Below are 24,636 nucleotides of genomic sequence, written 5' to 3'. Positions count from 1 at the left end.
CTCTCAGTTTTCACTCGGATATCTTAATAATCTGCCTTAAATTTGCTTCAACACGGTTATAACGGATTTGTAATGCGTAAATTTGCACTTTTCGGACAGCGACCAGATCAGTTTTTTTTAGCCCTTACACTTTTAAGTGCAAGCATGGCAGGAAATGTGCTGACAGCCGGTGCGCAGGAAGCTGAAAATGTGCCAACGCCTTTGCTGCGCCCTTTTGCGCCAACAGCGATGCGCAATATGCCCGCGCCGATGATGCGGCCGGATCCGACAACCACCGCCACGATACCACGTGCGCAGGCACCGGCAGCCATGAGCGGCAGCCTGAAAACCGCTCTGGATGCCCTGTCTTCAAAAGATGCACGCCGTGCGCTGGCAATCCGCAACGGTATGTCCGCCAATGATCTCGACCGCCATATCCTGACATGGGCTCTGGCTCTGTCCGGTGCAGACGGCTTGTCGAGTGCTGACTATGTTGCTGCCGCCGCAGAATTGCGTGACTGGCCTGGTATGACCACAGTTCAGCGCAACACAGAACGGGCACTTTACCGTGAAAATGCCCCTGCCGGCACAGTGATTTCCTATCTCGGAAACCGCAAACCTCAGACCACCGAAGGTATGATCCTGCTGGGTCGCGCTTATCTTGCCAGCGGAAACCGCGCACAGGCACGCCAGTTGCTTGCGCCGTGGTGGGCACGCGCCAAGCTTGATACAAAAGATGAAACGCTGATTTTGCGTGAATTTTCCGGCGTTCTGACCAAAGAAGATCATCAGACACGTTTTCTGCGCATGTTGTATGATAACCGTCTGTCATCAGCATCGCGTTTAGCCGCATCAGCCAATGCGGAATCGCTTTATGCCGCCTTTGCTGCCGTGAACAAACGTGCTCCGGATGCGGCGCAAAAGCTCAATGCTGTTCATAGTTCATGGCAGTCAAATCCTGCATTTTTGTTTGCAAAAATCCAGTATCTGCGCCGCTCCGAGCGCTATACGGAAGCCGCCAATCTGATGCTGAAGGCACCGCGTGATGCCAGATCACTGGTTGATCCGGATGCATGGTGGATTGAGCGCCGCGTTTTATCCCGTGAATTGCTGGATATCGGCAAGCCGCAAATTGCATATCGCTTAGCCGCTGCTCACAGTGCGGAAACACCGACTATGGCTGCAGATGCAGAATTCCATGCAGGCTGGTATGCTCTGCGTGCATTGAATGACGCCTCTACTGCGCAAAAACATTTTAGCCGTATTGCTGAAATTTCCTCGCGTCCGATGTCTGCATCCCGCGCCTATTACTGGATGGGTCGTGCCGCAGAATCCGGTGGCGGCGGCAATGCAAAGCAAATGTATCAGCGTGCATCCTATTACGGTACATCGTTCTACGGTCAGCTGGCAGCAGCCAAGCTTGGCAATAATGTTCTGCAGCTGCCTTATCCGAAACCAAGCGCCGCAGATCGTGAACGTTTTGACAGCCGCGAACCGGTTCGTGCAATCCGCCGTCTCGAATCCATCGGCTATGGCAATCGGGCGCAGAGCCTGTACATCAATATGGCGCAGGAACTGAGCAGCACAGGTGAACTGGCGCTTCTCGCCGTTATGGCTGAACGCAACAGCAATCATTACCTGTCACTGCGCGTCGGCAAGATCGCTGCCGGTCGCGGTCTCGATGTCGGAGCATTATCTCATCCGACAGGCGCCATTCCGGCCAATGCGAATATTAAAGGCTCCGGCGCCGCCCTCGCCTATGCGATTGCCCGTCAGGAAAGTGAATTCAATATTTCAGCGGTTTCCAGCGCCGGTGCGCGCGGCCTGCTGCAATTGTTACCGGGCACGGCAAAAGGCGTTGCCCAGCGTGCAGGTCTTGCTTATTCCGACAAGCGCCTGACCACTGATGCCGCTTATAATGCCACTTTGGGTGCGCATTATCTCGGCGAACAGATTGAGCGTTTCAACGGCTCCTATATCCTGACTTTTGCCGGATATAATGCAGGCCCGAGACGCGCCAGTGAATGGATCGCCAAATATGGTGATCCGCGCGGGCAGAATCTCGATCAGGTTGTCGACTGGATTGAGCGTATTCCATACACAGAAACCCGCAACTATGTGCAGCGGGTGATGGAGAATTACGCCGTCTACAAATCCCGTCTCTATGGCAATGCCAATATTCAGCAGGATTTGATAAGCGGCCGTCGCGGTTAAATTTTCCGGTCATTTCTGGAAACTACTATCAATAAAGCCGCGCAGTCAGCTGACAGCGCGGCTTTTTGTATGGAAAATCCAGTCTTTTCCCGTCCAAAATATCTTACAATTTAAGATTTCTCGGGAAAAATGACTGTGATGATATTATTTTTTTGAAGGAATGAATGCGCACAGAGCCGTCATCAACCATCCGCCAATCATCAATGTGCCCCCTGTCGGCGCGGCCATAGCAAATAATCTGTTGCTTGTCAGATCACGCAGGATCAAATCACCCGCGAATAAAACAAGACCGAGCAGCACCAGAATGCCTGCCCAGTAAATGGCACGACTGCGTGCACTTAAAAAAGAAAAACCCAAAAAAGCAGCTGCATGCCCCAACAGAATCGGCGCTACAACACCTAAAAACGCATGATCGCCGTGTGCAGATGCTGCATAGCTTGTCATTGCAGCAGCACCGGATAAACCGGAGAAAAACAGAAACAGACGTTCAACGCCAGCAGTCATATTCATAAATCCTGTAAATTGATTATCTGCCCGCCATCAATGCAGATAAGCACAGCTTTAATCAATGGCTGCCGTCAAAAGTCCGCGCTAAAACGCGTTCTTACTCAAGAAAGCAAGCTTCTATAACAGTTTAGAGCACATGATGCAGCGTGCCCGATTACGGGATACTGAACCTTCCCCAAAGCCGCTATGCATATTCTGTCATATCCGCGCGCCACACCGGATTTCTGAACACTTCACACTGCTGTTGCCCCCAATCAGCAACGCCGAGACTACAGGAAACAGCGTGAATTCGTTGAAATCTTTAGCGAACTTCCAGCACCTTTACGCAGCTATCCAGATCATTGGTTGCAAGATGGGCATAACGCATTGTCATCTGCAATGTCTGGTGACCAAGCCACATCTGCACACGGCGAATATCAATACCGCCGCGAACCAGACGCGATGCGCATGTATGACGCAGAATATGCGGAACAACCTGTGTATCTGTACCAAGACCGACTTCATATTTGGCATCATTCCACACTGCGCGGAATTCGACCTGCGTCAGCATAGAAAACGGCCCTTTATGGCGTTCAACCGGTATTTTACAGGTTTTTCTGGCACGTTTGGTCAAGGGAACAGTACGGCTCCGGTTCGACTTGGTTAGCCAGAAAGTGACACGCGGATCGTGTAAATCATTCCATGTCAGGCCGATTGCCTCACCCAGACGGCAACCTGTATCAACCAGAAACACGGCCAGCCGATAGCTGTTTTCGCAACGTGCTTTAATCGCAGCGAAAAGACGTGCCTCTTCTTCAAGTTCAAGAAAACGAATTCGCCCTGCCCGCTCTTTCTGACGAATGAATTCCGGCAGGCTAAAGATGTCCCCCATCTTATACGCCTTTCGCAACAACTTGCTGAGTGCAGCCATTTTTCTATTAATGGTTGCATTGCTGTTATTGCGTTCACGCAGGGAACCGATAATTCTGTCGAGCATTTCCTGACTAAAGCCGCTGAAACGCTCCCCCTTCAGAATCTCATTAATTTCACCGAGAAATAATCTCACATTATATTTATGAGACCCGTCGTCCCATAAAATATTGAGATAGCGCTCGGATAAATCAGTAACTGAATACTGATTCACAATGCGATGTGTTTTTGTATTGGATGACGTAAAGCTGAGATTATAGCCCATTACAGGCGTAAAATTCTCAGAATTTTCGAAAGAAATGTCCCGATTCAGCTCCATCATAAGGCCCCCCAGCCGTTTGATCGACTTGGAGCTTTATAGGCAGAAACTTTATAAAACAAGTCTGAGTAACATTTTTGTGAGGTCAGCATGATAAAACCACTCTGGTTGAGTTTCTGATATGCCCCCTCGAAAAGTCTTAGTCCGCCCCATCAATACAAAAATTTACATCTGGTATTTGTATAAGCGCATCTCGTTAAAGATGGTCCCCGCTTGAACGCCCCATTTGAGACAAAAATACCAGCGACATAGCCGCTGGTATCTTTTTTCGAACTAAACCAATGGCTTAGAAAGAACGCTGGAAGCGGATCATACCACCGAAAGCATCCTTAGGAGCTCCACCAAGTACGCGTACTGGGTGATCACCCTTCCAAGAGGTGTAGTTGATTTCTGGAGTGATGGTGAAACCTGGAACCAGCTGGTATGCTACGTTTGCAGCAACAGCGGTTTTACCCCAATCTTCGTAAGCAGCCTGTACGTTGATGGTAGCTTTGTCAGTTGCTTTGAACTTCGCGCCACCCCAGACAGCCCAATCGCCGCCCCAGTTACCGTACATACCAACAGGAGCTTCGTAAGAAGCATAACCGCCCTGTACCCATACGGAGAACTGTTCAGTTACGTTTACGTCGAGGCGGATTTTACCTGCCCACTCTTCGATTTCTGCATCATAAGCAGCAACACCGGCGATCGAACCCCAAGCCTGTTCGAACTTCAGACCACCAACAACGTGTGGCATGTAGTCGTCGATTACAGCATCATAAGCGATCGGAAGCGAGTTGCCATGGCCGAAAGCTTTAGCTTTTTCGCCCTGCTCAGCGGAGATGATTGCCGAGAAGCCGTTACCGCCAGTGAAGGTGTAGCTAACCAGGTTGGTATTGTAGAGACCTGCGCTTACCACGTCATCGTTGATGATGTCGCCGAGGTAACCGGTAAAGCTATGGAAAGCTGAGTCGGTCTTACCGAGCATCAGGCCGCCCAGCTGAATGTAAGCATGCTTCAGAGTGTGGCTGCCCTGTTCGCCGTCACCGAAGTTGAAACGGTTTTCGGTGAAAGTTTTCAGAGTACCAAGCTCAGTTTCCGAAGCTGTGTGTGTGCGCAGCGTGAAACGGGTGTTTGTACCCCAAGTGTCACTGTCCTTGCCGGAATATGGATCATCGCCAGCAGACGCATCAAAACGAACATAACCGGAGATGCGCAGGCAGGTTTCTGTGCCTGGAATGTAGAAGTAGCCAGCGCCGTAAGCGTCGCAAACGCGTACATACTCAACAGCTTCTGGTTCTGGTGCAACGATGGCGTCGGCAGCCTGAGCGCCGGATACTGCAACGAGAGCTGCAGCGGAGCCGAGAAGAAGGCTCTTAATGTTCATTTCTGACCTCCAGTCAAAGTTTTAAATGGGTCTGGGCATTTTGTTTTGGCTGAAGGACAACCTGTCCCCATCCCCTTGGATGAAAAAGTCGCTACCGAAGCGCTCCTTCTTCTGCCCTCAAGATACTCGTGCTCAGTTTCGTTGCAACACTGAAAACGCATAAGGAGGGGGTAAGATGTTGCTATCGACATATCGTGTTGCAGAAAAGACACGAAACACCCCCTAGGTGCCGGATTTTATTTATGTTTTGTTTATATTTATTAAAATAAATTAACGAAAATTTGCCGCTTTTGCGGGGTTTTCAGATGTTTCCACAGGCTGAAACAGTGTTGCGTGCCAGAGAAGACCTGAATTGAGCCGCCCGGTTTCATCCTCTTATAGACGTAATATTGGCAGGTGATTTGCCCTGTTCGTGCCCGTGAATCAGCTGCGGCGCATCAAGTGTTTTGATTCTGTGATTTTGATTCCGTTTTATGTGTTTTAAAGCAGGCCTCTCTTTATAGGGGTGCATAAACTGCGGAAAACTATCGGAATTTAATACCTTTTTTGAAATCATCCTGTTGATGGATAAGATTTTTTGGTTCCGGATGCGTAAAGTGCTTGAACTCATGATTATTACCGGCTATTGCGCCTTTACCGGAGAGGTGGCCGAGTGGTCGAAGGCGCTCCCCTGCTAAGGGAGTATACCCGGAAGGGTATCATGGGTTCGAATCCCATCCTCTCCGCCATAGTTTCATATAAAACTGATTTTCAGGCAGCTGGCAGAATTCATTCTTGCCGGTTTTTTTGTATTTTACGCGCTTTTTATCCCGCGTTTTTATGACCAGTTTTAGGGCTTTAAAAATAAAAGATTCCATGGATTTTTGTAACGCATTGAAAATACTTGAATTTTTATGATTGTGTATGTTTCTGACTGGAGGTCAGAAATGAACATTAAGAGCCTTCTTCTCGGCTCCGCTGCCGCTCTCGTTGCAGCAACCGGCGCTCAGGCTGCCGACGCCATCGTTGCACCAGAACCAGAAGCTGTTGAATATGTACGCGTTTGCGACGCTTACGGCGCTGGCTACTTCTACATTCCAGGCACAGAAACCTGCCTGCGTATTTCCGGTTATGTTCGCGCTGACTTCAAAGGCGGCGACGATGTGTATTCCGGTCGTGACCGTAAGACATGGTCCACCAACACCCGTTTCACACTGCGTACACACACAGCAACTGAAACCGAACTCGGCACACTGAAGACCTTCACCGAAAACCGTTTTGAATTCGGCGACGGCGACTTCAAACAGGACAAGCTGAAATACGCTTACATCGAACTGGGCGGTCTGCGCATCGGTAAAGATGAATCCGCATTCCACACCTTCACAGGTTACCTCGGCGACGTAATCAACGATGACGTTGTATCGCCAGGTGCATATGACACAAACCTGATCAGCTACACCTTCACCGGTGGTAACGGCTTCTCGGCAATCATCTCCGCCGAACAGGGCGAACGCGTTGACGCATTCACCGACATCAACGGCAACGTTTATGACGGCGTAATCGATGACTACATGCCACACGTTGTTGGTGGTCTGAAGTTCGAACAGGCTTGGGGCTCGATCGCAGGTGTTGCAGCTTACGACTCTGAAATCGAAGAGTGGGCTGGTAAAGTTCGCCTCGACGTAAACGTAACTGACGTATTCTCCGTATGGGTACAGGGCGGTTACGCTTCTTACGAAGAAGCTGTTGGCATGTACGGCAACTGGGGCGGCGATTGGGCTGTCTGGGGTGGTCTGAAGTACAAGGCAACCGACAAAGCTACTTTCAACCTGCAGGCTGCTTACGAAGATTTCGGCAAACAGGCTTACACTGCAAACGTAGCTTACCAGCTGGTTCCGGGCTTCACAATTACTCCTGAAGTTTCCTACACCAAGTGGAAAGACACCGACAAGTATGCTACAGCTGTTCGCGGCGAAGATGCTTGGGGTGGTATGATCCGCTTCCAGCGTTCTTTCTAAGTTTTACGACTTAGAACAGACCGTAAGGTTACAGAGACCCGGCAGCTCACGCTGCCGGGTTTTCTGTTTTGTGCATTCCAGAGCGTGTCACTATCGGAAAACCGGCATCCGCTTTTGTGCAACATGCTCTAAAACTGACTTTAAATAACAAGCGGTATTTATATGTCTGGTCTTTATCCCCACGCATTTATAATGCGTGGCATTTTGCAGTCGGCGGTGATCTGCTATATTTTACAGCACACTTATCCTCTGCTCTGCTTTAAAACAGCCAATGATAATCGGCAGGCTGATCAGGATGAGTCAGAATGCATCGCATTCACCTGCCCTGCCCGACACGTTTCACAAGGAGAATTATATGGATTTTTTACTCTGGATCGCCCTGATCGGTGTAATCGTATTTCTCCTCGGCTTAATTTACAGCAAGCTTACGACGGCAAAGGCAAAGCAACCGGCAGCAAGTATTATCCCGCCTGCAACAGCAGTGACACCCAAGAGCAAAGGGCCTGAGAAAAAACCGGCACCCGCAGCACCGGTGAAGGCAAGCCCATCCAAACATGAGAGTGCGGCACAGACAGTCATTAAAACACCGGCTGCAACAGAAACCACAGAAGCCATAAAAAAGATTGTACCGGATGCGGAACCGGTCGGCCCTGCTCATAGCCCTGTTATTCATATTGCGTCTAAAGCCGCAGAAACAAATCCTGCCGAAGCAGTTGCTGCGCCCTCACAGGCAGCAGAAACACCGGCTCCGCCAGCCCCTTCCGAACCGGAGCGCCTGAAGAAACCGCGACAGGACAAAGCTGATGATCTGACCCAGATTACCGGTATAGGTAACGCAATTCAGGCCAAATTATATAATGCCGGTATTTTCCATTATGATCAGCTTACCGATCTGAATACGGATCAGATCACATGGCTGAACCGCACCACCGGTTTTGCCGGACGTGCTGAACGGGAAAGCTGGGTTGCACAGGCAAAGAAACTGATGAGCAAAGCTGCAGCGGCGACAGAAGCGCCAAAGCGCGCGGTTAAAAAAACAACAAAACCCGCCGCGGTAAAAGCCAAATCCAAACCCGCAAAGAAAACTGAAAAAACCTGAAGCAGTTTTTGGCAGGTGCATAAGATCAGAGCAAAATGCAATCTTTACAAAAAGACCCGCCTCAAAACTGAGGCGGGTCTTTTTATTTTCATAGTCTAGGCCTGATAAATAAATCAGGAATTGCCCTTCAGACGTGCATTGCAAAGGCTGTAATAACCGCCGCCCTTCTGGATCCAGCGCAGACCATTCAGAGAATTCGCGCTCTTATTGGCATAATACTGATCCAGACAGGTTTTCATACGCTGCTTGCCTTCAGTTTCAGTCGCATATTTAGCAGAAACCGCAGACGGGAATTTAACACCGCTTGGCGCAGCAACAGTCGGAGCTGCCGGCTCTTTTGTTGATACGGATGTTACTTTTTCAGGGTCTGCACCCGGACCGCATTCAGCCTTACGGAAAGCATTCCATTTCAGACCGGTCGCCAGACCTGTTTCCTGCGCTGCTTTATATTTTGCAGAGCACTGCTGCATTGTCAGGCCTTTGGCGGCATCTGCGCTGTCAGCAGCAGGCGACTGCTTGGCAGGCTTTGCAGCAGTTGCTGCTGGTTTAGCCGGAGCCGCAGGTGCCGGAGTTGCAGCCGCGTCAGTACCGCACTGTGCTTTACGGAAATCATTCCATTTCATAGTACCGAGCGTGCCGGCATCTTTTGCAGCCTGATATTTCGTGCTGCATTCTGCCATTGTCAGCGCACTTGCCGGTGAAGACAGCACAAAGACGGCCATTCCTGTCAGCAATGCTGCGCCGCCAAGGCGGCTGAGAGTTTGAATTTTCATCTCTGTTCTCCTGATTAGGTTTTAAAACACTGTGCCTAAAGCGTTTTTCTGTCAATATCGTATAATATTCCGCACGCAAAACCTTTTCACAAATTCTGAAAAGAGTTGACGCGCTGTGAGACAACATCGTGATTGTTTATATTATAGCTCTCAAACATAGCATTTTTATAATATGCTGAGGTGCAATATTTTATAACTCAGATGCATTTCAGGGCAGTAAAACGCTGTAAATCAGCCTTTTTAACTTGGCCTATACATATTCCTCTTCGCCACCACACCAGCGCCCCAGCAAAATATTCGCGCAATTATTGGCATATAAAAAGCCGGATTTTGCTCATAAATCGCTATTGCCACGTTAAAAATAACAATTTTCTCACCGCTGATTTTACGCCGGTTATCGGCTAAATAATGCCAGTGGCAGAGATCAATGAAGGTTCTGCTGCTTTTCAGTTTTCTTTTAAACAATATCCTGTCCGACGTTTAAAATACGCCGCAGCAGCATGTTGCAGGGTCTTTTTTCATGGCTGAAGTCACAACTCCGGATGCGATTCCGGCTCTATCACCAATATCTGTGACCGAGAGACACCGCTTCTATGAAGATGTTGTGGCGATGCTGATCGGCACCAGCTTTGTAAGCCTCGGACTTACCCTTTATGCGCAAGCCAAGCTGATGACCGGCAGCACAGCCGGTGTGGCTCTTCTCGTGCATTATGCAACCAACTGGCAGTTTGCTCTGGTATTTTTCCTGATCAATCTGCCTTTTTATTATCTGGCTATCAAGCGCATGGGCTGGCGCTTCACAATCCGCACCTTTGTGGCGGTAGCACTGATGTCGCTCTTTACCCGCCTGTTCCCGATGTGGGTGGATTTCTCCAACCTGCAGCCGGTTTTTGCAGCTTTTATGGGCGGCACTTTGATGGGAATGGGCGTGCTTGCCCTGTTCCGCCACCGTGCCGGTGTCGGCGGCATCAATATTCTGGCTCTCTATCTGCAGGATAATTACAATATCCGCGCCGGCTGGTCGCAGCTTACTCTGGATCTGGTTCTGATGGCTGTATCGCTGTTTTACCTGTCCCCGCAACAGGTTGCAATTTCGCTGATCGGCGCTGTGGTTATGAATGTTATTATTGCAATCAACCACAAGCCCGGCCGGTATCTGGCCACAAGTTAAAGAGAAGTCGGTATCTGGCTACAAGTTGACAAAGCCGGATGGCGGGATCAGTGACGCGCCATCCATTCGCGTGCCTCACGCAAAGCGCGCACCAGCTCCGGCTTGCTCATCATTTCTGACAATTTACTGCGCATCGGCAGAGCACGGTCATCACCACGGATGGCTGCAATATTGAACCATTTATAGGCTTCAATACGGTCTGCCACGCAATCACGCCCTGCATAATACATCATGCCGGTTTCAAACAGCATTTCGGCCTGCATGGCATTGATATTATTCTCTGACTTCGCGCTGAAACGTGCAAACATTGTTCTCATCCTGTCCTGTTAAACTGCGGTCCGCTTAGAGCCGGAAAGCCCGTGCAGATCTCTGCTGTTGTTATTAACAAGATGCCGGAAAGAGTTGAAACCGCCGTTAAATACCATCCTTAACGGGCAATCAACAAAATCCAAACAATGGGTAAACATCAGAATTCATTAAGAATAACTCTGCCGGTTTTGCGGGTTTTCTGCAAAAGTCAAGGCTTTTAAGCACAGGATAATTTAAACCTGCTGCTAACCAATAATCACTTCAGCTCGTTACGATGCCGAACAGAAGTGAGATTTGCGCAACGCAAAATCGGCTCTTTTCAAGCGTCATTCTTTGGATTACGTTTACGTGAGCGTAAGCCATATGCCCATCACATATTACGCATCTTCGGGAGGAACTGATGAAGAAAATCTTGTTTGCAATGACAGCCCTGACATTGTCGTTCGGCCCTGCTCTAGCAGCAGAACCGATTATCGGCACGTGGAAACGTACATCCGGCACTATCATTGAATATAAAAGCTGCGGCGGTGAGGATTATTGCGGCACCGTGCTCAACGGTGAATATAAGGGCAAATCCATCGGCAAAATGAGCGGTAAAGACGGCAGCTATAAAGGCACCGTCAATAAGCTTGACGAAGGCAAGACATATTCCGGTAAAGCCAGTGTCAGCGGTGGCACATTATCGCTGGCCGGTTGTGTGGCAGGCGGGCTGATCTGCAAGACCGAAAAACTGGCACGCCAGTAAAACAAATGAAAAAGCGTTGCGGATGATGATCGCGCAACGCTTTGTTTTATAGTCAGCGCGCTTTCTGATTGAACAAAACGCTCTGCGCTGATTTATCGGTCGCAAGATTGCTTTTCTCGCGTTCAACTTTGCCCAGCTCCATACCGCGCTGCACCGCAGCACGGGCTGTGACAGCCTCATACCAGCGTTTCAGATTCGGGAAATCTTCCAGTTTCTGATCGTAGTTTTTATAGGCGCTGATCCAGCCCACACAGGCCATATCGGCTATGGAATAATCGCCGGCAATATAATCACGGCCTTCAAGCTGACGATTCAAAACGCCGTAGAGCCGGTTCACTTCATTCGTATAGCGATTGATACCATATTCGACTTTTTCCGGTGCATAGACGCGGAAATGTCCTGCCTGACCGGACATTGGTCCAAGCCCGCCCATCTGCCACATCAGCCATTCGTCAACGGCTACGCGCTTGCGTTCATCCGCCGGATAAAATTTACCGAATTTACGCCCCAGATATTGCAGAATAGCGCCGGATTCAAAAACCGAAATCGGCTGGCCATCCGGCCCTTCCGGATCAATAATCGCTGGCATACGGTTATTCGGTGCGATTTTCAGAAATGACGGCTCGAACTGATCGCCTTTACCGATATTCACATATTTCACTTCATAAGGAACACCCAGTTCCTCCAGCATGATGCTGATCTTCCAGCCGTTCGGTGTCGGCCAGTAATAAAGTTCAATCGGCTTCGTCTGGGTTTTAGGCTCGGCACTCATAGAGATCAGCTCCTGACTAGAGCGCCGTACACCCATCGGCGTACAAAACGCGCTCTAACACTTTAAAATGAGAGCATAATTTCAAGTTAAACTGTTTCAGGTTTAAGAAATTATACTCCGGTGAAACCGGTAAGGACAAACATCATGATTATATGCGTGATTGTCCGGTTGCAAACAATATATAGTCATGACTACAGATTAGGCAATCCATAAAACCAAATTTCGTTTCACGCTGAAAAATATATGCTTAATGCAATTTCAGGAATTTGAACGTCCGATGAACGCCCCTCTCAGAAAGAGTTCAGCCCGACGCCGTTAGATTACGGATAACAGGATCATTCCTGACCAGATCGTGTCGCACATTATGATATCCGCAGCGACATGTTCGACCAAAGGGGGCTAAGCGATGTTGTATCACCGGTTTACCATTATCAGCCTGTTCGCTCTCGGCACGGTATTTCTCAGCCTGTTGCTGATGAATGAAAATCATACAAACCGCACCGGTCATCTGGCTCAGACATTATCGCATTCTTTCCTGAAAACCGAAATCTCCCGCCCTGCACAAGCCGTTACAATCACAAAATCACAGGAAAAGGAGATGCTGCCATGATGTCCGCGAATTTTCTCAGTACTCTGACCGACACATGTTATCTCGCCATGCGCATTGCGGTGTTCAGCCTGTTCTTTGTAGCGCCGGTTGCTGCTTTTACCGGCATTGCCGCCAATACCGGCGGAAAAGTTACCGCAACCGGTCTGGTTCTTGTGGTCAGCCTGCAGAAATAATGCCCTGTTTAACCATTCTGCAAAACCGGAGGCGCAGCGCAAAGCTTGCCATATAAACTGTAAGAATTCCGGCTTATAGTAGCGCATGAGCAAAAGAATCGACACTTTTTCGGGCAATCCTGTTTCAGATCTGATTTCTGCGGGCATAGCCACACCGGAGCCAGTCGCTCCTCAATCATTTACGGATGCCCGCGCTGCGGTTGACGCATTGCGTGCTCTCTATGACCGGAATACTGCCTTTCTGCGTGATGCCTTTCATAAGGTTGCCAAAGGCGAAATTGCGCCGCAGCGTTTCCGCGCGTTCTACCCTGAGCTTTGCTTTTCAACGGCCAGCTTCGCCCATGTGGATACACGTCTGGCCTATGGCCATGTCAGTCTGCCGGGTGAATATGCCACCACGCTGACCCGTCCCGATCTTTTCGACAGTTATCTGATGGAGCAAATCCGTCTGCTGATTAAAAATCACGGTGTTCCGGTGACTGTTCAGGAATCCACCACGCCGATCCCGCTGCATTTTGCCTTTCTGGAAGGCACCTATGTGGAATCTTCCGTCTCCGATGCGTTCAAGTATCCGCTGCGTGATATGTTTGATGTGCCGGATCTCGGCAATACCGATGACAGTATTGCTAATGGTGATACCGAGTTCCAGACTTTGGAAATCATGCCGCTGGCACCATTTACCGGTCAGCGCGTGGATTATTCTTTGCAGCGCCTGTCGCATTACACCGCGACCAGCCCGTCGCATTTCCAGAACTATGTGCTTTTCACAAACTATCAGTTCTATATGGACGAGTTCTGCACCTATGCCCGTAAATTGATGGCAGAGGGCGGCGGCGGTTTCACCAAATTTGTTGAACCGGGCAACTTGATTACCTTTGCCGGTAACAGCTCGCCTTCACAGGGGGCAGAGCCTGCGCGCCTGCCGCAAATGCCGGCTTATCATCTGGTCAAACCGGATGGTTCAGGCATTACCATGGTCAATATCGGTGTCGGCCCGTCCAATGCCAAAACCATTACCGACCATATTGCTGTACTACGCCCTCATGCATGGCTGATGCTTGGCCACTGCGCCGGTTTGCGCAACAGCCAGCAGCTCGGCGACTATGTGCTTGCCCATGCCTATGTGCGTGAGGATCACGTTCTGGATGATGATCTGCCGATCTGGGTGCCGATCCCAGCTCTGGCCGAAATTCAGGTGGCCCTTGAAGATGCGGTTGAGGAAATCACCGGCCTTGAGGGCTATGAGCTGAAACGCATCATGCGTACCGGCACCGTTGCCACGATTGACAACCGCAACTGGGAATTGCGTGACCAGCGCGGCCCAGTGCAACGGCTTTCCCAATCCCGTGCTGTGGCTCTGGATATGGAATCGGCCACGATTGCGGCCAATGGTTTCCGCTTCCGCGTGCCATACGGTACTTTGCTCTGCGTGTCTGACAAGCCGCTGCATGGCGAGCTGAAATTGCCGGGCATGGCGACCGACTTCTACAAGAAACAGGTTGCACAGCATTTGCAGATCGGCATCCGCGCCATGGAAAAAATTGCCGCCATGCCGCAAGACCGTCTGCATTCACGAAAACTACGCAGCTTCTTCGAGACTGCATTCCAGTAAACGCTTCAATCAACACTGCTCTGCAAGATTGTTTGCAGAGCAGTGCGCCTTGATAAAGCTGCTTTTCACAGCCAACAGTGCTGTCATTCTTGTTTCTCTTGCTCTGTGGTCTCTATGTCCGGCGAAAAACCAACTCCTGCTTCAAAACGCACATCTCCCCTGTTCTTTGCATTACTGATCTTCTTAGTTCTGCTCTCGGTTCCGCTGGTGCTGGGTTTCTTTGGCCGTGTGCATCCGGCTCTGGATAGTTTTGCGCATTTTCGCGCTCATATTGCAGCGATCATGGCTCTTGGCGGGATTTTTCTGCTTTTCACCAGCCTGCGCCGTGAAGCGGCAATGGTGGCACTGCTCGGCCTCAGCGCCTTTTCAACAACGGTGAACTGGGCCGGTTCTTCACAGCCGGCAACCGCACAAGACGGAAATGTTACCTACCGGTTGATGCAGATTAATCTGCTGCAAAACAATGATGATCCGAAAGCCCTGTTGCAGGCTGTGGCACGCTACAAGCCGGATATTATCACCTATCAGGAAGGTTCTGAGCAGTGGCAGCCATGGCTTAAAATATTGGAAGGCAACTATCCTTACCGTCACCAATGCGGCACCCTGCCGAAAAGATGGGGCGTCGGTATTCTCTCGCGCCGACCTTTTGCCGATTTCGGCTCTCCGGTCTGCACCGGTGACGGCGTATTGGCCACAGCTCTTGTTAATCTTGGCGGCACCAATGTGCTTGTCTCGTCACTGCATCAGTCATGGCCGTGGCCGTTTAAACAGGTACAGCAGTTTGAAATGCTGCGCCCTGCATTGGAGCCGATGGCCAATCCTCACGGTATTCCGGTGATTATAGCCGGTGATTTCAATGCTGCCCCGTGGAGTTACAATCTGCGCCAGTATGAAATACTCACCGAAACCAAACGCATTGCCGGCGCAGGTGCGACATGGCTGACAACCCGCCTGCCGGATAGTCTGCGCCACTGGATCGGCTTGCCGATCGATCATATTCTCATCAATGAGACTGTGACACTGCATAATATCCGCACCGGTGAATCACTCGGCTCGGATCATTTTCCGTTGTTGCTGGAGTTTTCAGTTCCGACTTCGATTTCCGAACCGGCGGACGACAATCCGCAAATGGCACCGGAAGCCGTCCGCATCTGACACTGATTTTTCAATAAAAAAAGGCGCCCCGAAAGGCGCCGTTTTTGTATTATTACATACAAGCGTATCCCAAAAAGTGGGAAACGGTTTTTGGACAAGATACGCGTCCAAGATGCAAATATTACATATTTGCGTAAACCGGTCCCTCACCGACATCTTTACGGACGGCGGTCGAAACGGACACGGCCTCAAATGCCAACATTACATGTTGGCATAGACCGGTCCTTCGCCGACATTCTTGATTACGGCGGTCGAGACGGACACGGTTTATTACTGCAAATATTACATATTTGCGTAAACCGGTCCTTCGCCGCCTTGTGGCGTAACCCAGTTGATATTCTGGTTCGGGTCTTTGATGTCACAGGTTTTGCAATGCACGCAGTTTTGCGCATTGATGACGTAAGTTTCCTTGCCGTCCTTCTCAACCCATTCATAAACACCCGCAGGGCAGTAGCGTGTTGAAGGCCCCGCAAAAACATCATGTTCGGATTTCAGCTGCAGTTCCAGATTTTTGACCTGCAAGTGAACCGGCTGATCTTCTTCATGATTGGTGCTCGACAGGAACACTGACGACAGACGATCAAAGCTCACCACACCATCAGGCTTCGGATAGCTGATAGGCTTGTGTTTGGCTGCCGGTTCCAGCGCCGCCGCATCGGTCTTGCCGTGCTTGAGCGTTCCGAAGAAGGAGAAGCCGAACAGCTGGTTCGTCCACATATCCAGACCGCCCAGCGCCACACCAATAATGGTACCGAATTTTGACCACAGCGGTTTGACATTGCGAACGCGCTTCAGGTCTTTGCCGATAGCACTGTCGCGCCATTCATTTTCGATGCCGATAACTTCATCATTCGCACGACCGGCAGCAATGGCTTCCGCAACTTTATCCGCCGCAAGAATTCCCGACAGCACCGCATTATGCGAGCCTTTGATACGCGGCACGTTCACAAAACCGGCCGCACAACCGATCAGCGCACCGCCGGGGAAAGTCAGTTTCGGCACAGACTGCCAGCCGCCTTCAGTAATCGCGCGCGCGCCATAGGAGATGCGCTTGGCACCTTCAAAGGTCGGACGGATCGTCGGATGTGTCTTGTAACGCTGAAACTCTTCAAACGGTGACAGATACGGGTTCTTGTAGTTGAGATGCACCACAAAACCGACAGCCACCAGATTGTCTTCCAGATGATACAGGAAGGAACCGCCACCGGTTTTCAGATCCAGCGGCCAGCCGAAAGAGTGCTGCACCAAACCCGGCTTGCTCTTCGACGGATCAATCTGCCAGAGTTCTTTCAGGCCGATACCAAATTTGGCCGGTTCACGGCCTTCATCCAGCTTGTATTTTGCAATCACCTGCTTGGAGAGCGAACCGCGTGCACCTTCGGCAAACAGCACATATTTACCGTGCAGTTCCATGCCGCGTGTATAATTCGGCCCCGGCTCGCCATTGCGTTCCACGCCCATATCACCGGTCGCAACACCAATTACAGCACCGGCATCATTATAAAGCACTTCCGCAGCAGCAAAGCCCGGATAGATTTCCACGCCGAGATTTTCCGCATGGGTACCCAGCCAGCGCGCCACATTGCCCAGCGACACAATATAATTGCCATGATTATTCATCAGCGGCGGCATTGCGAAATTCGGCAATCTTACAGAACCCGCAGGCCCGAGCACCAGAAACTGGTCATCCGTTACCGGAGTTTTGAAAGGATGATCGCTTTCCTCGCGCCAGTCAGGCAGCAGCTTGTCGATACCAACCGGATCAACAACCGCGCCGGACAGAATATGCGCACCGACTTCCCCGCCCTTTTCCAGAACCACGACGGAGAGTTCCGGATTATTCTGTTTCAAACGGATCGCCGCAGCAAGACCGGCAGGGCCTGCGCCGACGATCACAACGTCGAACTCCATACTTTCCCGTTCAGGAAGTTCGTGTTCGTTGTTCATTTATACCTCCATAGCATCGGGCGCAGCTTGGGTTCCCGTTTTTTTATAAACCAGAGCGTATCGTGTTCATCACATCCGCTGCGCTCGTTCTATTCTTTTAATTGCCGCATTATCGTGCTGATCAAAGGACGATGAAATGCTTCATCTCCACCTGATACAGAGTTGTAACACAGTTCAAATGCGTCCTATTGTCCAAAATCGCCTCAGATCATGACGTTTGTTCACTAACAGATCACTATAATATTGACGTTTACGTCAATGTAAATGATTTTTAAACAGGCATGCCCGAAAGCCCTTGCCAAAGCTTCTGCAATTTGCGACCTCAGAACTGTAAACAAGCCTAAAACCGGAACAATCGTGTGTCAGACACTGCAATCACAGCCAATTGGGAAGATCTGATTCGCTTCTATGCGGAAGCCGGAGTGGATTCCGCGCTGAGTGATGCACCAATTGATCGTTTTGCAGAGGCTGCAACACTGGCAGCTGCACAGCCGAAACGCACAGCCCAGCCTGATAATTCTATGCGCAATGCCACACCTGCACAGGCAGGTGGCATGCAGTCTCAGGCGCGCAGTGATGCACCGCAAACAAACCGAACGCAGCAAAAGCCGCAGGCGGCAGCATCTGTGCCTGCACAGGCTGCTATTGCACCGGAAGTTTTGCTGGAAGAAGCCCGCAAGCTTGCCCGCAACGCCGCCAGCCTTGATGACCTGCAACAGGCAATGGCCGGTTTTGACGGCTGCCGCCTGAAATTCACCGCCAAGAATATCTGCTTTGCTGACGGGACTGCTGATGCAGAACTGATGGTGATCGGTGACACGCCGGGGCGTGATGATGATCTGGAAGGTATTCCCTTCTCCGGCCCTGCAGGGCAGATGCTCAACCGCATCCTTGCCGCTATTAATCTGACGCGCGAACAAGCCTATCTGGCCAATACATTGCCATGGCGTCCGCCGGGTAATCGCCCTGCGACACCGCTGGAACTGGACTTATGCCGTCCGTTTCTTGACCGGCAGATTGAGCTGGTTGCACCAAAAGTGATTGTTGCACTGGGTGATCCTGCTGCCAAAGCCCTGACAGGCTCCCGTGAGCCGATTTATAAATTGCGCGGCAACTGGCATAGTCTCACAACTGCCGGAGAGCAAAGCGTAGCGATTATGCCGAGCCTGCATCCGGATTATTTGCTGCGCACACCGGCTCAAAAACGCTTTGCATGGGAAGACTGGCTGATGGTCAAAATGCGTCTGGCCGAGAGTGCCGCCTGACTAGAGTATTTCACAGTCAAGTTGGATCAACTTGACGCCCGTGATAATGCGACCAAATAAAGAATCTAGAGCGAGCGCTATAATCCAGTCTGGACGCAAACTGCTCTAGCTGCATCACCAGTTTAAATGCGACATAAACATCCGTGAAAAAGAATTTCATTCCCGACTAAAAATGCCAGTATCCCTGCATTGTTTTTTACAATAAAGCGTCGCTGAATATTTTCGCATTTACGATAGCCTGCTCTTTCAGGTTCAGTGTCCGGATAAATCCATGCCAGCTCAGTTGTTGCCGATTACAGCGCTTCTTTTCAGTACGCTTCTGATGCTTATGGCCGGTGGTCTGGCAGGTCTGTTGCTGCCGATCCGCGCCGGTATGGAAGGCTGGTCAACCATTACAATCGGCTGGATGGGAACATTCTATTCCCTCGCCTTTACAGCGGGCTGTCTGGTGGTGCCGATCTTCGTGCGCAATGTCGGCCATGTTCGTGTTTTTACCGTTTTGCTGACCATTCTCGGCATGTCGCTTCTGCTGCATTCGCTGATTATCGACCCGATCGCATGGATGGCCTTTCGCGGGCTGGCCGGTTTCTCTCTGGCAGGCGGCTATATGGTGGTGGAAAGCTGGCTGAATGAGCGTGTCAATAATGACAGCCGCGGCATGATCTTCTCGGTCTATATGATCACCACCATGATCGGCACTATGTCCGGCCAATATATTCTGCCTTTTGGTGATCCTTCCACGCAGACCCTGTTTATCATCTGCACCCTGATTTACAGTTTCGCTCTGATCCCGACCGCCCTGTCGCGCGCGGAGTCGCCAAAGCCGCTGACACAGGTTTCGCTGGATATTAAAGGCCTGTATAAGCGCTCTCCCGCAGCTGTTGTCGGCTCACTCGTTTCCGGCATTATTGCCGGTGCATGGAATATTCTGGCGCCGATTTACGGCCAGATGAATGGTCTCGATAATTTAAGCATTGCGACAATGCTGGTCACAGCGATGATCGGCGGTGCGATTTTTCAATATCCGCTGGGTCGCTTTTCGGATTTTGTCGACCGCCGTTATGTCATGGTGCTGAGCGGTATTATCGGCGTTATTCTGTCTCTGGGTCTGATGCTGTTTTCACCGGCAGACGGCCTGAGCGGCTATATGGTCATTTTCCTGATGGGGGCGGTGTTGTTTCCGATTTACAGCCTCAATGTCGCTCATGCCAATGACTATGCGGAAGCCAATGAGTTCGTTAAAATTTCTGGCGGCCTGCTGATTGTTTATGGCATCGGCAATGTGATTGGCCCGCAGATTGCCGCGCGGATGATGGAGAGCTTCGGCAAGACCGGTATGCCGGTAACGCTGATTATCTGTTTTGCAGCCTATGGGCTGCATGCTTTATGGCGCATCAGCCTGCGCGAACGCCCTGCCATCAGCGATCAGAAAACCGAATTCAAATATCAGGCGACCAAAAATATCAATACGCCTGAAAGCTATCAGATGGATCCGCGCAGCGATGTGCCGGAGGAAGAAACAGAAGAAACCCCGGCAGAAAACAGTTCAACTGAAAACATCAAGGACTAGAGCGTCGGGCGCCCCGTTGGGCGCACAAAGGTCGCTCTAACACTTTAAAAGTAGAGCATAATTTTACCTTAAACTGATCCAAATTTAAGGAATTATGCTCTAAGTTTTTCAGTTCCTTCTCAGTTTTCTGCCGGATAATTTATGCTCGCGGAAAATGATGAAAATACCCGCGCCAATCACAATTGTGCTGCCGATCAGCATCGGCAGTGTCGGCACATCGCCAAAAACCACATAACCGATACCAAGTCCCAGTAGCATGGATGTATATTCAAACGGAGCGATGGTGGACATATCCGCGTGGCGATAACATTCGGTCAGAAAAATCTGCGCGATGCCGCCTGCAAAACCAGCAGCAATCAACAGCGCCAGCTGCCACCATTGCGGCACGACCCAGCCGAAAGGCATTGTGAACAACGCAATCACCGTTGATGTGAGCGAAAAATAGATCACAATCGTTGCGGTACGCTCACGCTTCACCAGCTTGCGCACCAGCATCATGGCAACGGCCGATGACAAAGCCCCGATCAGCGCAAAGACCGCACCGACTGCCTCACCATGGCTCACACCACCGCCGGAAAACAGGCTGAGACGCGGCCAGACAATAATCAGCACGCCGACAAAGCCGATCAACACCGCGCTCCAGCGATAAATACGCACCTGTTCCTTCAGGAAGATTGCGCTCAGCACCACGATCATCAGCGGGGATGCATAATTAATGGCAATGCTTTCCGGCAGAGGCAGCAAGGTCAGTGCATAGAACCCGCTGAGCATGGACATAACCCCGACAAGCCCGCGCCAGATATGGCCGAAAATATCCGAGGTCTGCATCGCGCCCTGCAGCTGATGCGTATAGGCCAGATAAATCACAACCGGAAAAATCGCAAAGAACGAGCGGAAGAATACCAGTTCTCCCGCAGGTATGCCTTCTGCGGATTTCAGCAGTGTCGACATCAGCACAAAAATGAAGACAGATGTAACTTTGCAGGCAATACCAAGCAATGGCCTTGGTTCATCTGCAGCGGCGGGTGTATCTGCCAAAGGCAGATGGCGCTCAGGGGCATTCACAATGAAAATTCCTTAACTGCCGCCAATATAGTGCGGCAGACTCCCTCTTTTATATGCAAACACCATAACTGGTTGAGGCCGGTTTTCCAGCACTATTTGCAGAATTTCCGGGAAATACCAAAAACTTTATCAGCCCTGAAAACCATACTGATCGTGCTGGCGAAACAGGCGCTTCATATTATCATTTGAAACAATCACAGGAATTTCTCGTTACAGGCGGTTTCACCCGTCCACGAAATGTTTTAGCTTCATATCCATATGTTTTAAGTCAGTTCAGGAGCAGTTATGCGTACCGATACAGGTCATGTCTTTCGCCTCGAAGATTACCGCCCGTCAGATTACCTGATACGCAAAACCGAGCTGGATTTTCAGCTTGATCCGGAAAAAACCATTATCACAGCCCGCCTGACCATTGAGCGCCGCGACGGTGTTTCCCTCACCGCGCCGCTGATACTGGACGGCGATGAGCTGGAACTGGTGAGCCTGCACATTAATGGCCAGTCGGTCAGCGATTATTCCGCAACGCCGGACCTGCTGACCATCCGCTCCCTGCCGCAGCAGAGCACATTCACGCTGGAGATTGTCACAAGGATCAACCCGACGACCAACCGGCAGTTGATGGGGCTTTATCGTTCCAGCAATGTCTATACGACCCAATGTGAAGCGGAAGGGTTTCGCCGCATAACCTATTTCCCCGACCGGCCGGATGTTCTCTCGGTCTATACGGTTCGTCTTGAGGCAGACAAACAGGCTGCGCCAATTCTGCTCTCCAACGGCAATCTTGAAGCAAATGGTGATCTCGCCAATGGCCGTCATTTTGCGCTGTGGCATGACCCGCATCCCAAGCCGTCTTATCTTTTTGCGCTGGTTGCCGGTGATCTTGGGTCGATCAGCGATCAATTCACTACAATGTCCGGTAAACAAGTCGCGCTGAATATCTATGTCGAGCACGGCAATGAAGACCGCGCGACCTATGCAATGGATGCGCTGAAACGCTCCATGCGCTGGGATGAAGAGGCCTATGGCCGCGAATATGATCTCGATATTTTCAACATCGTTGCCGTGTCTGATTTCAATATGGGCGCGATGGAGAATAAAGGGCTGAACATCTTTAACGATAAATATGTTCTCGCTGATCCGCAGACGGCCACTGATACGGATTATGCCGGTATCGAAGCGGTGATTGCCCATGAATATTTCCACAACTGGACGGGCAACCGCATTACCTGCCGTGACTGGTTTCAGCTTTGCCTGAAAGAAGGGTTGACCGTCTATCGCGACCACGAATTTTCCAGTGACATGCGCTCCCGCGCTGTGCATCGCATTGACGAGGTGAAAATCCTCAAAGCACAGCAATTTCCGGAAGACGGCGGCCCGCTGGCGCATCCGGTACGTCCGAAAGAATATCGCGAGATCAATAATTTCTACACGGCAACCGTTTATGAAAAAGGCAGTGAGCTGATCCGTATGTTGCGCACCATTATTGGTGATGCGCCGTTCTATAAAGGTCTTGATCTCTATTTCAGCCGTCATGATGGTGATGCTGCGACGATTGAAGATTTCATCAAATGTTTTGAGGATGTGACCGGCCGCTCCCTCGCCCATTTTGCGCTGTGGTACGATCAGGCAGGTACACCGCTTGTGACTGTCAACAGTGACTATGATGCCGCAAGCCGGAGCCTGCGCCTCACTTTGGGGCAAAAGACGGATCCGACACCAGGTCAGAGCCATAAGCAGCCTATGCATATTCCGGTCAAATTCGGGCTGATCGGTGCAGATGGCAAAGATATCGCTATTTCTTCCCATGAGGGTACAGGACTTGAAGGCGATGTTCTGCATTTGCGGGAAGCATCACAAAGCTGGACATTTCACAATATTGCTGAAAAGCCGGTTCTCTCGCTGTTGCGCGGTTTCTCTGCGCCGGTGCATCTCAGCCAGCAACTGAGCCGTGAGGAGCAATTGTTTCTTGCCCGTCATGACAGTGATGCTTTTGGCCGCTGGCAGGTCATTCATCAGCTGATGAGCAATGCCATTATGAGCAATGTTGAAAAACTGCGCCTGCAGGAGCCGGTCGCATTCGATCCGGCACTGGCAGAATTATTGGCTGAACTGGTGCAGGATGAGACACTGGATCACGCTTTCCGTGCACTATGCCTCTCCCTGCCGGAAGAGGCGGATATTGCCCGCGAGCTTGGCAGCAATATTGATCCTGACCTGATCCGCAGCAGCAGAGAAGCATTACTCTCTGCGATTGCCACGCAGAATGCTGCGCTGTTCGCCAAAACCTATGTGAGCTTGCAAGACAACGCAGCTTTCACACCGGATGCGGAAGGTGCAGGAAAACGCGCGCTCAAAGCAGTCTTGCTGAGCTATCTTGCAGCCTCGGATAACGACCCTGCACGGGTCTATGCCCAGTTCAATGACGCTGACAATATGACAGACAAGATTGCAGCTCTGACCTTGCTGGTGCATCGCTTCTATGGCCATGAAAATGCGGCGCAAGCCTTGGCACAGTTTGAAAAAGACTATGGCAATGTACCGCTGGCAATGGACAAGTGGTTTGGTGTGCAGGCACGCCGCCCTGCTCCTGATGCGTTGGAAACTGTGCAGCAACTGATGCAGCATCCGCTGTTTTCGCTCGACAATCCGAACAGAACACGCGCTTTGCTTGGTGCCTTTGCAGCAGGCAACCCGACCGGCTTCAACCGGCCGGACGGCAAAACCTATGCGTTTTTCACCGATCTGATCCTGACAATTGACCGTGAAAATCCGCAACTGGCGTCGCGCCTGCTGACCAGCCTGCGCTCATGGAAAACGCTGGAACCGGCGCGCCGCGATCATCTGAAAACAGCACTGGAAACCATCGCTCAGGCTGAAAACCTCTCAGCTGATGTTCGCGATATTACAGAACGCATGCTGGCCTGACAAAATACGGGTGCGGAAGCTCAATCAGAGCTTCCGCACTCGTCTTTTGCATTTCAGGAAACGCTTTAAAAAGAACACAATGTTTTACGATAAAGACTGAACGGCAGTGTATTTCTGAATCAAATCAGAATCATGCAGCACTGACCTCATGTGT

20 protein-coding genes and 1 tRNA gene are annotated in these 24,636 nt (G+C 50.7%); 13 read left to right on the top strand and 8 right to left on the bottom strand.

Going from position 1 to position 24,636, the window contains the following annotated elements; all coding sequences use genetic code 11:
* Positions 1-144: 144 nt before the first annotated feature.
* Complete coding sequence (locus tag K1X45_RS15210; protein WP_220159347.1) at positions 145-2,193, top strand: lytic transglycosylase domain-containing protein; 2,049 nt, start codon at positions 145-147, stop codon at positions 2,191-2,193.
* A gap of 144 nt (positions 2,194-2,337) precedes the next feature.
* Here K1X45_RS15210 and K1X45_RS15205 read toward each other — a convergent pair whose 3' ends face one another.
* From K1X45_RS15205 to K1X45_RS15195, 3 genes are all read right to left on the bottom strand, one after another.
* Positions 2,338-2,697: a DUF423 domain-containing protein gene (locus K1X45_RS15205; RefSeq protein ID WP_255560453.1), complete on the bottom strand. Its 360-nt coding sequence runs from the start codon at positions 2,695-2,697 to the stop codon at positions 2,338-2,340.
* 304 nt (positions 2,698-3,001) lie between these two features.
* The gene (locus tag K1X45_RS15200; protein WP_028233875.1) at positions 3,002-3,928 is read right to left on the bottom strand and encodes a site-specific integrase; all 927 of its coding nucleotides are present in this window, start codon (positions 3,926-3,928) and stop codon (positions 3,002-3,004) included.
* A 286-nt stretch (positions 3,929-4,214) separates the two neighbouring features.
* On the bottom strand, positions 4,215-5,294 hold the full coding sequence (locus K1X45_RS15195; RefSeq protein WP_220159345.1) for a porin: 1,080 nt from the start codon (positions 5,292-5,294) through the stop codon (positions 4,215-4,217).
* A 638-nt stretch (positions 5,295-5,932) separates the two neighbouring features.
* On the opposite strand from K1X45_RS15195, the gene K1X45_RS15190 reads away from it, so the two are divergent.
* The 3 genes from K1X45_RS15190 (at position 5,933) to K1X45_RS15180 (ending at position 8,390) form a co-directional block, all read left to right on the top strand.
* Positions 5,933-6,022, top strand: a tRNA-Ser gene (locus K1X45_RS15190).
* Between the two features lie 198 nt (positions 6,023-6,220).
* Positions 6,221-7,291, top strand: a complete 1,071-nt coding sequence (locus K1X45_RS15185; RefSeq protein ID WP_151158106.1) for a porin — start codon at positions 6,221-6,223, stop codon at positions 7,289-7,291.
* A gap of 355 nt (positions 7,292-7,646) precedes the next feature.
* A complete protein-coding gene (locus tag K1X45_RS15180; RefSeq protein WP_220159344.1) occupies positions 7,647-8,390 on the top strand; it encodes a hypothetical protein in 744 nt (247 codons plus the stop codon).
* A 113-nt stretch (positions 8,391-8,503) separates the two neighbouring features.
* On the opposite strand, the gene K1X45_RS15175 is transcribed toward K1X45_RS15180, so the two are convergent.
* Entirely contained in the window at positions 8,504-9,163 is a 660-nt protein-coding gene (locus tag K1X45_RS15175) for an antifreeze protein (RefSeq protein WP_220159343.1), read from the bottom strand.
* A 520-nt stretch (positions 9,164-9,683) separates the two neighbouring features.
* On the opposite strand from K1X45_RS15175, the gene K1X45_RS15170 reads away from it, so the two are divergent.
* Entirely contained in the window at positions 9,684-10,334 is a 651-nt protein-coding gene (locus K1X45_RS15170; RefSeq protein WP_075654578.1) for a YitT family protein, read from the top strand.
* Positions 10,335-10,381: 47 nt separating this feature from the next.
* Here the strand turns inward: K1X45_RS15170 and K1X45_RS15165 are convergent, their stop codons facing one another.
* Positions 10,382-10,642 (bottom strand): hypothetical protein, encoded by a 261-nt coding sequence (locus K1X45_RS15165; protein ID WP_022712257.1) that lies wholly within the window; start codon positions 10,640-10,642, stop codon positions 10,382-10,384.
* Between the two features lie 401 nt (positions 10,643-11,043).
* Here K1X45_RS15165 and K1X45_RS15160 point away from each other — a divergent pair, with 401 nt between their 5' ends.
* A complete protein-coding gene (locus K1X45_RS15160) occupies positions 11,044-11,388 on the top strand; it encodes a DUF2147 domain-containing protein (protein WP_220159342.1) in 345 nt (114 codons plus the stop codon).
* Positions 11,389-11,440: 52 nt separating this feature from the next.
* Here the strand turns inward: K1X45_RS15160 and K1X45_RS15155 are convergent, their stop codons facing one another.
* Positions 11,441-12,160 (bottom strand): glutathione S-transferase family protein, encoded by a 720-nt coding sequence (locus tag K1X45_RS15155; protein WP_220159341.1) that lies wholly within the window; start codon positions 12,158-12,160, stop codon positions 11,441-11,443.
* Positions 12,161-12,566: 406 nt separating this feature from the next.
* Between K1X45_RS15155 and K1X45_RS15150 the strand changes: the two genes are divergently transcribed.
* The 4 genes from K1X45_RS15150 (at position 12,567) to K1X45_RS15135 (ending at position 15,710) form a co-directional block, all read left to right on the top strand.
* The gene (locus K1X45_RS15150) at positions 12,567-12,770 is read left to right on the top strand and encodes a hypothetical protein (protein ID WP_220159340.1); all 204 of its coding nucleotides are present in this window, start codon (positions 12,567-12,569) and stop codon (positions 12,768-12,770) included.
* Positions 12,767-12,943, top strand: coding sequence for a hypothetical protein (locus tag K1X45_RS15145; RefSeq protein ID WP_022712261.1), 177 nt, complete (start codon positions 12,767-12,769; stop codon positions 12,941-12,943). The genes K1X45_RS15150 and K1X45_RS15145 overlap by 4 nt, the downstream gene beginning before the upstream one ends.
* Positions 12,944-13,028: 85 nt before the next feature.
* A complete protein-coding gene (locus K1X45_RS15140) occupies positions 13,029-14,555 on the top strand; it encodes an AMP nucleosidase (RefSeq protein ID WP_220159339.1) in 1,527 nt (508 codons plus the stop codon).
* Between the two features lie 114 nt (positions 14,556-14,669).
* Complete coding sequence (locus K1X45_RS15135) at positions 14,670-15,710, top strand: endonuclease/exonuclease/phosphatase family protein (RefSeq protein WP_220159338.1); 1,041 nt, start codon at positions 14,670-14,672, stop codon at positions 15,708-15,710.
* A 282-nt stretch (positions 15,711-15,992) separates the two neighbouring features.
* Here K1X45_RS15135 and K1X45_RS15130 read toward each other — a convergent pair whose 3' ends face one another.
* The gene (locus tag K1X45_RS15130) at positions 15,993-17,657 is read right to left on the bottom strand and encodes an electron transfer flavoprotein-ubiquinone oxidoreductase (RefSeq protein ID WP_220159337.1); all 1,665 of its coding nucleotides are present in this window, start codon (positions 17,655-17,657) and stop codon (positions 15,993-15,995) included.
* Between the two features lie 359 nt (positions 17,658-18,016).
* On the opposite strand from K1X45_RS15130, the gene K1X45_RS15125 reads away from it, so the two are divergent.
* Complete coding sequence (locus K1X45_RS15125) at positions 18,017-18,922, top strand: uracil-DNA glycosylase (protein WP_220159336.1); 906 nt, start codon at positions 18,017-18,019, stop codon at positions 18,920-18,922.
* A 271-nt stretch (positions 18,923-19,193) separates the two neighbouring features.
* Positions 19,194-20,492, top strand: a complete 1,299-nt coding sequence (locus K1X45_RS15120) for an MFS transporter (protein ID WP_220159335.1) — start codon at positions 19,194-19,196, stop codon at positions 20,490-20,492.
* Between the two features lie 108 nt (positions 20,493-20,600).
* Here the strand turns inward: K1X45_RS15120 and K1X45_RS15115 are convergent, their stop codons facing one another.
* Complete coding sequence (locus K1X45_RS15115) at positions 20,601-21,530, bottom strand: DMT family transporter (protein ID WP_370627126.1); 930 nt, start codon at positions 21,528-21,530, stop codon at positions 20,601-20,603.
* Between the two features lie 312 nt (positions 21,531-21,842).
* On the opposite strand from K1X45_RS15115, the gene pepN reads away from it, so the two are divergent.
* On the top strand, positions 21,843-24,482 hold the full coding sequence (pepN, locus tag K1X45_RS15110; protein WP_220159334.1) for an aminopeptidase N: 2,640 nt from the start codon (positions 21,843-21,845) through the stop codon (positions 24,480-24,482).
* Positions 24,483-24,636 lie beyond the last annotated feature (154 nt).

Origin of the sequence: Pseudochrobactrum sp. Wa41.01b-1 (assembly GCF_019464455.1) — a bacterium.
Taxonomy (GTDB): Bacteria; Pseudomonadota; Alphaproteobacteria; order Rhizobiales; family Rhizobiaceae; genus Pseudochrobactrum; species Pseudochrobactrum saccharolyticum.
Note: the sequence above shows the minus strand (reverse complement) of the source record. Positions and strands in the feature narration are given on the sequence as shown.

What these genes read in the sequence shown, in the direction of transcription:
- K1X45_RS15130 (WP_220159337.1), bottom strand. Translation starts at nt 17,657, where the DNA reads ATGAACAACGAACACGAACTTCCTGAACGGGAAAGTATGGAGTTCGAC.
- K1X45_RS15200 (WP_028233875.1), bottom strand. Translation starts at nt 3,928, where the DNA reads ATGGAGCTGAATCGGGACATTTCTTTCGAAAATTCTGAGAATTTTACG.
- K1X45_RS15160 (WP_220159342.1), top strand. Translation starts at nt 11,044, where the DNA reads ATGAAGAAAATCTTGTTTGCAATGACAGCCCTGACATTGTCGTTCGGC.
- K1X45_RS15185 (WP_151158106.1), top strand. Translation starts at nt 6,221, where the DNA reads ATGAACATTAAGAGCCTTCTTCTCGGCTCCGCTGCCGCTCTCGTTGCA.
- pepN (WP_220159334.1), top strand. Translation starts at nt 21,843, where the DNA reads ATGCGTACCGATACAGGTCATGTCTTTCGCCTCGAAGATTACCGCCCG.
- K1X45_RS15210 (WP_220159347.1), top strand. Translation starts at nt 145, where the DNA reads ATGGCAGGAAATGTGCTGACAGCCGGTGCGCAGGAAGCTGAAAATGTG.
- K1X45_RS15195 (WP_220159345.1), bottom strand. Translation starts at nt 5,294, where the DNA reads ATGAACATTAAGAGCCTTCTTCTCGGCTCCGCTGCAGCTCTCGTTGCA.
- K1X45_RS15135 (WP_220159338.1), top strand. Translation starts at nt 14,670, where the DNA reads ATGTCCGGCGAAAAACCAACTCCTGCTTCAAAACGCACATCTCCCCTG.
- K1X45_RS15155 (WP_220159341.1), bottom strand. Translation starts at nt 12,160, where the DNA reads ATGAGTGCCGAGCCTAAAACCCAGACGAAGCCGATTGAACTTTATTAC.
- K1X45_RS15180 (WP_220159344.1), top strand. Translation starts at nt 7,647, where the DNA reads ATGGATTTTTTACTCTGGATCGCCCTGATCGGTGTAATCGTATTTCTC.
- K1X45_RS15170 (WP_075654578.1), top strand. Translation starts at nt 9,684, where the DNA reads ATGGCTGAAGTCACAACTCCGGATGCGATTCCGGCTCTATCACCAATA.
- K1X45_RS15205 (WP_255560453.1), bottom strand. Translation starts at nt 2,697, where the DNA reads ATGACTGCTGGCGTTGAACGTCTGTTTCTGTTTTTCTCCGGTTTATCC.
- K1X45_RS15140 (WP_220159339.1), top strand. Translation starts at nt 13,029, where the DNA reads ATGAGCAAAAGAATCGACACTTTTTCGGGCAATCCTGTTTCAGATCTG.
- K1X45_RS15165 (WP_022712257.1), bottom strand. Translation starts at nt 10,642, where the DNA reads ATGTTTGCACGTTTCAGCGCGAAGTCAGAGAATAATATCAATGCCATG.
- K1X45_RS15120 (WP_220159335.1), top strand. Translation starts at nt 19,194, where the DNA reads ATGCCAGCTCAGTTGTTGCCGATTACAGCGCTTCTTTTCAGTACGCTT.
- K1X45_RS15145 (WP_022712261.1), top strand. Translation starts at nt 12,767, where the DNA reads ATGATGTCCGCGAATTTTCTCAGTACTCTGACCGACACATGTTATCTC.
- K1X45_RS15150 (WP_220159340.1), top strand. Translation starts at nt 12,567, where the DNA reads ATGTTGTATCACCGGTTTACCATTATCAGCCTGTTCGCTCTCGGCACG.
- K1X45_RS15175 (WP_220159343.1), bottom strand. Translation starts at nt 9,163, where the DNA reads ATGAAAATTCAAACTCTCAGCCGCCTTGGCGGCGCAGCATTGCTGACA.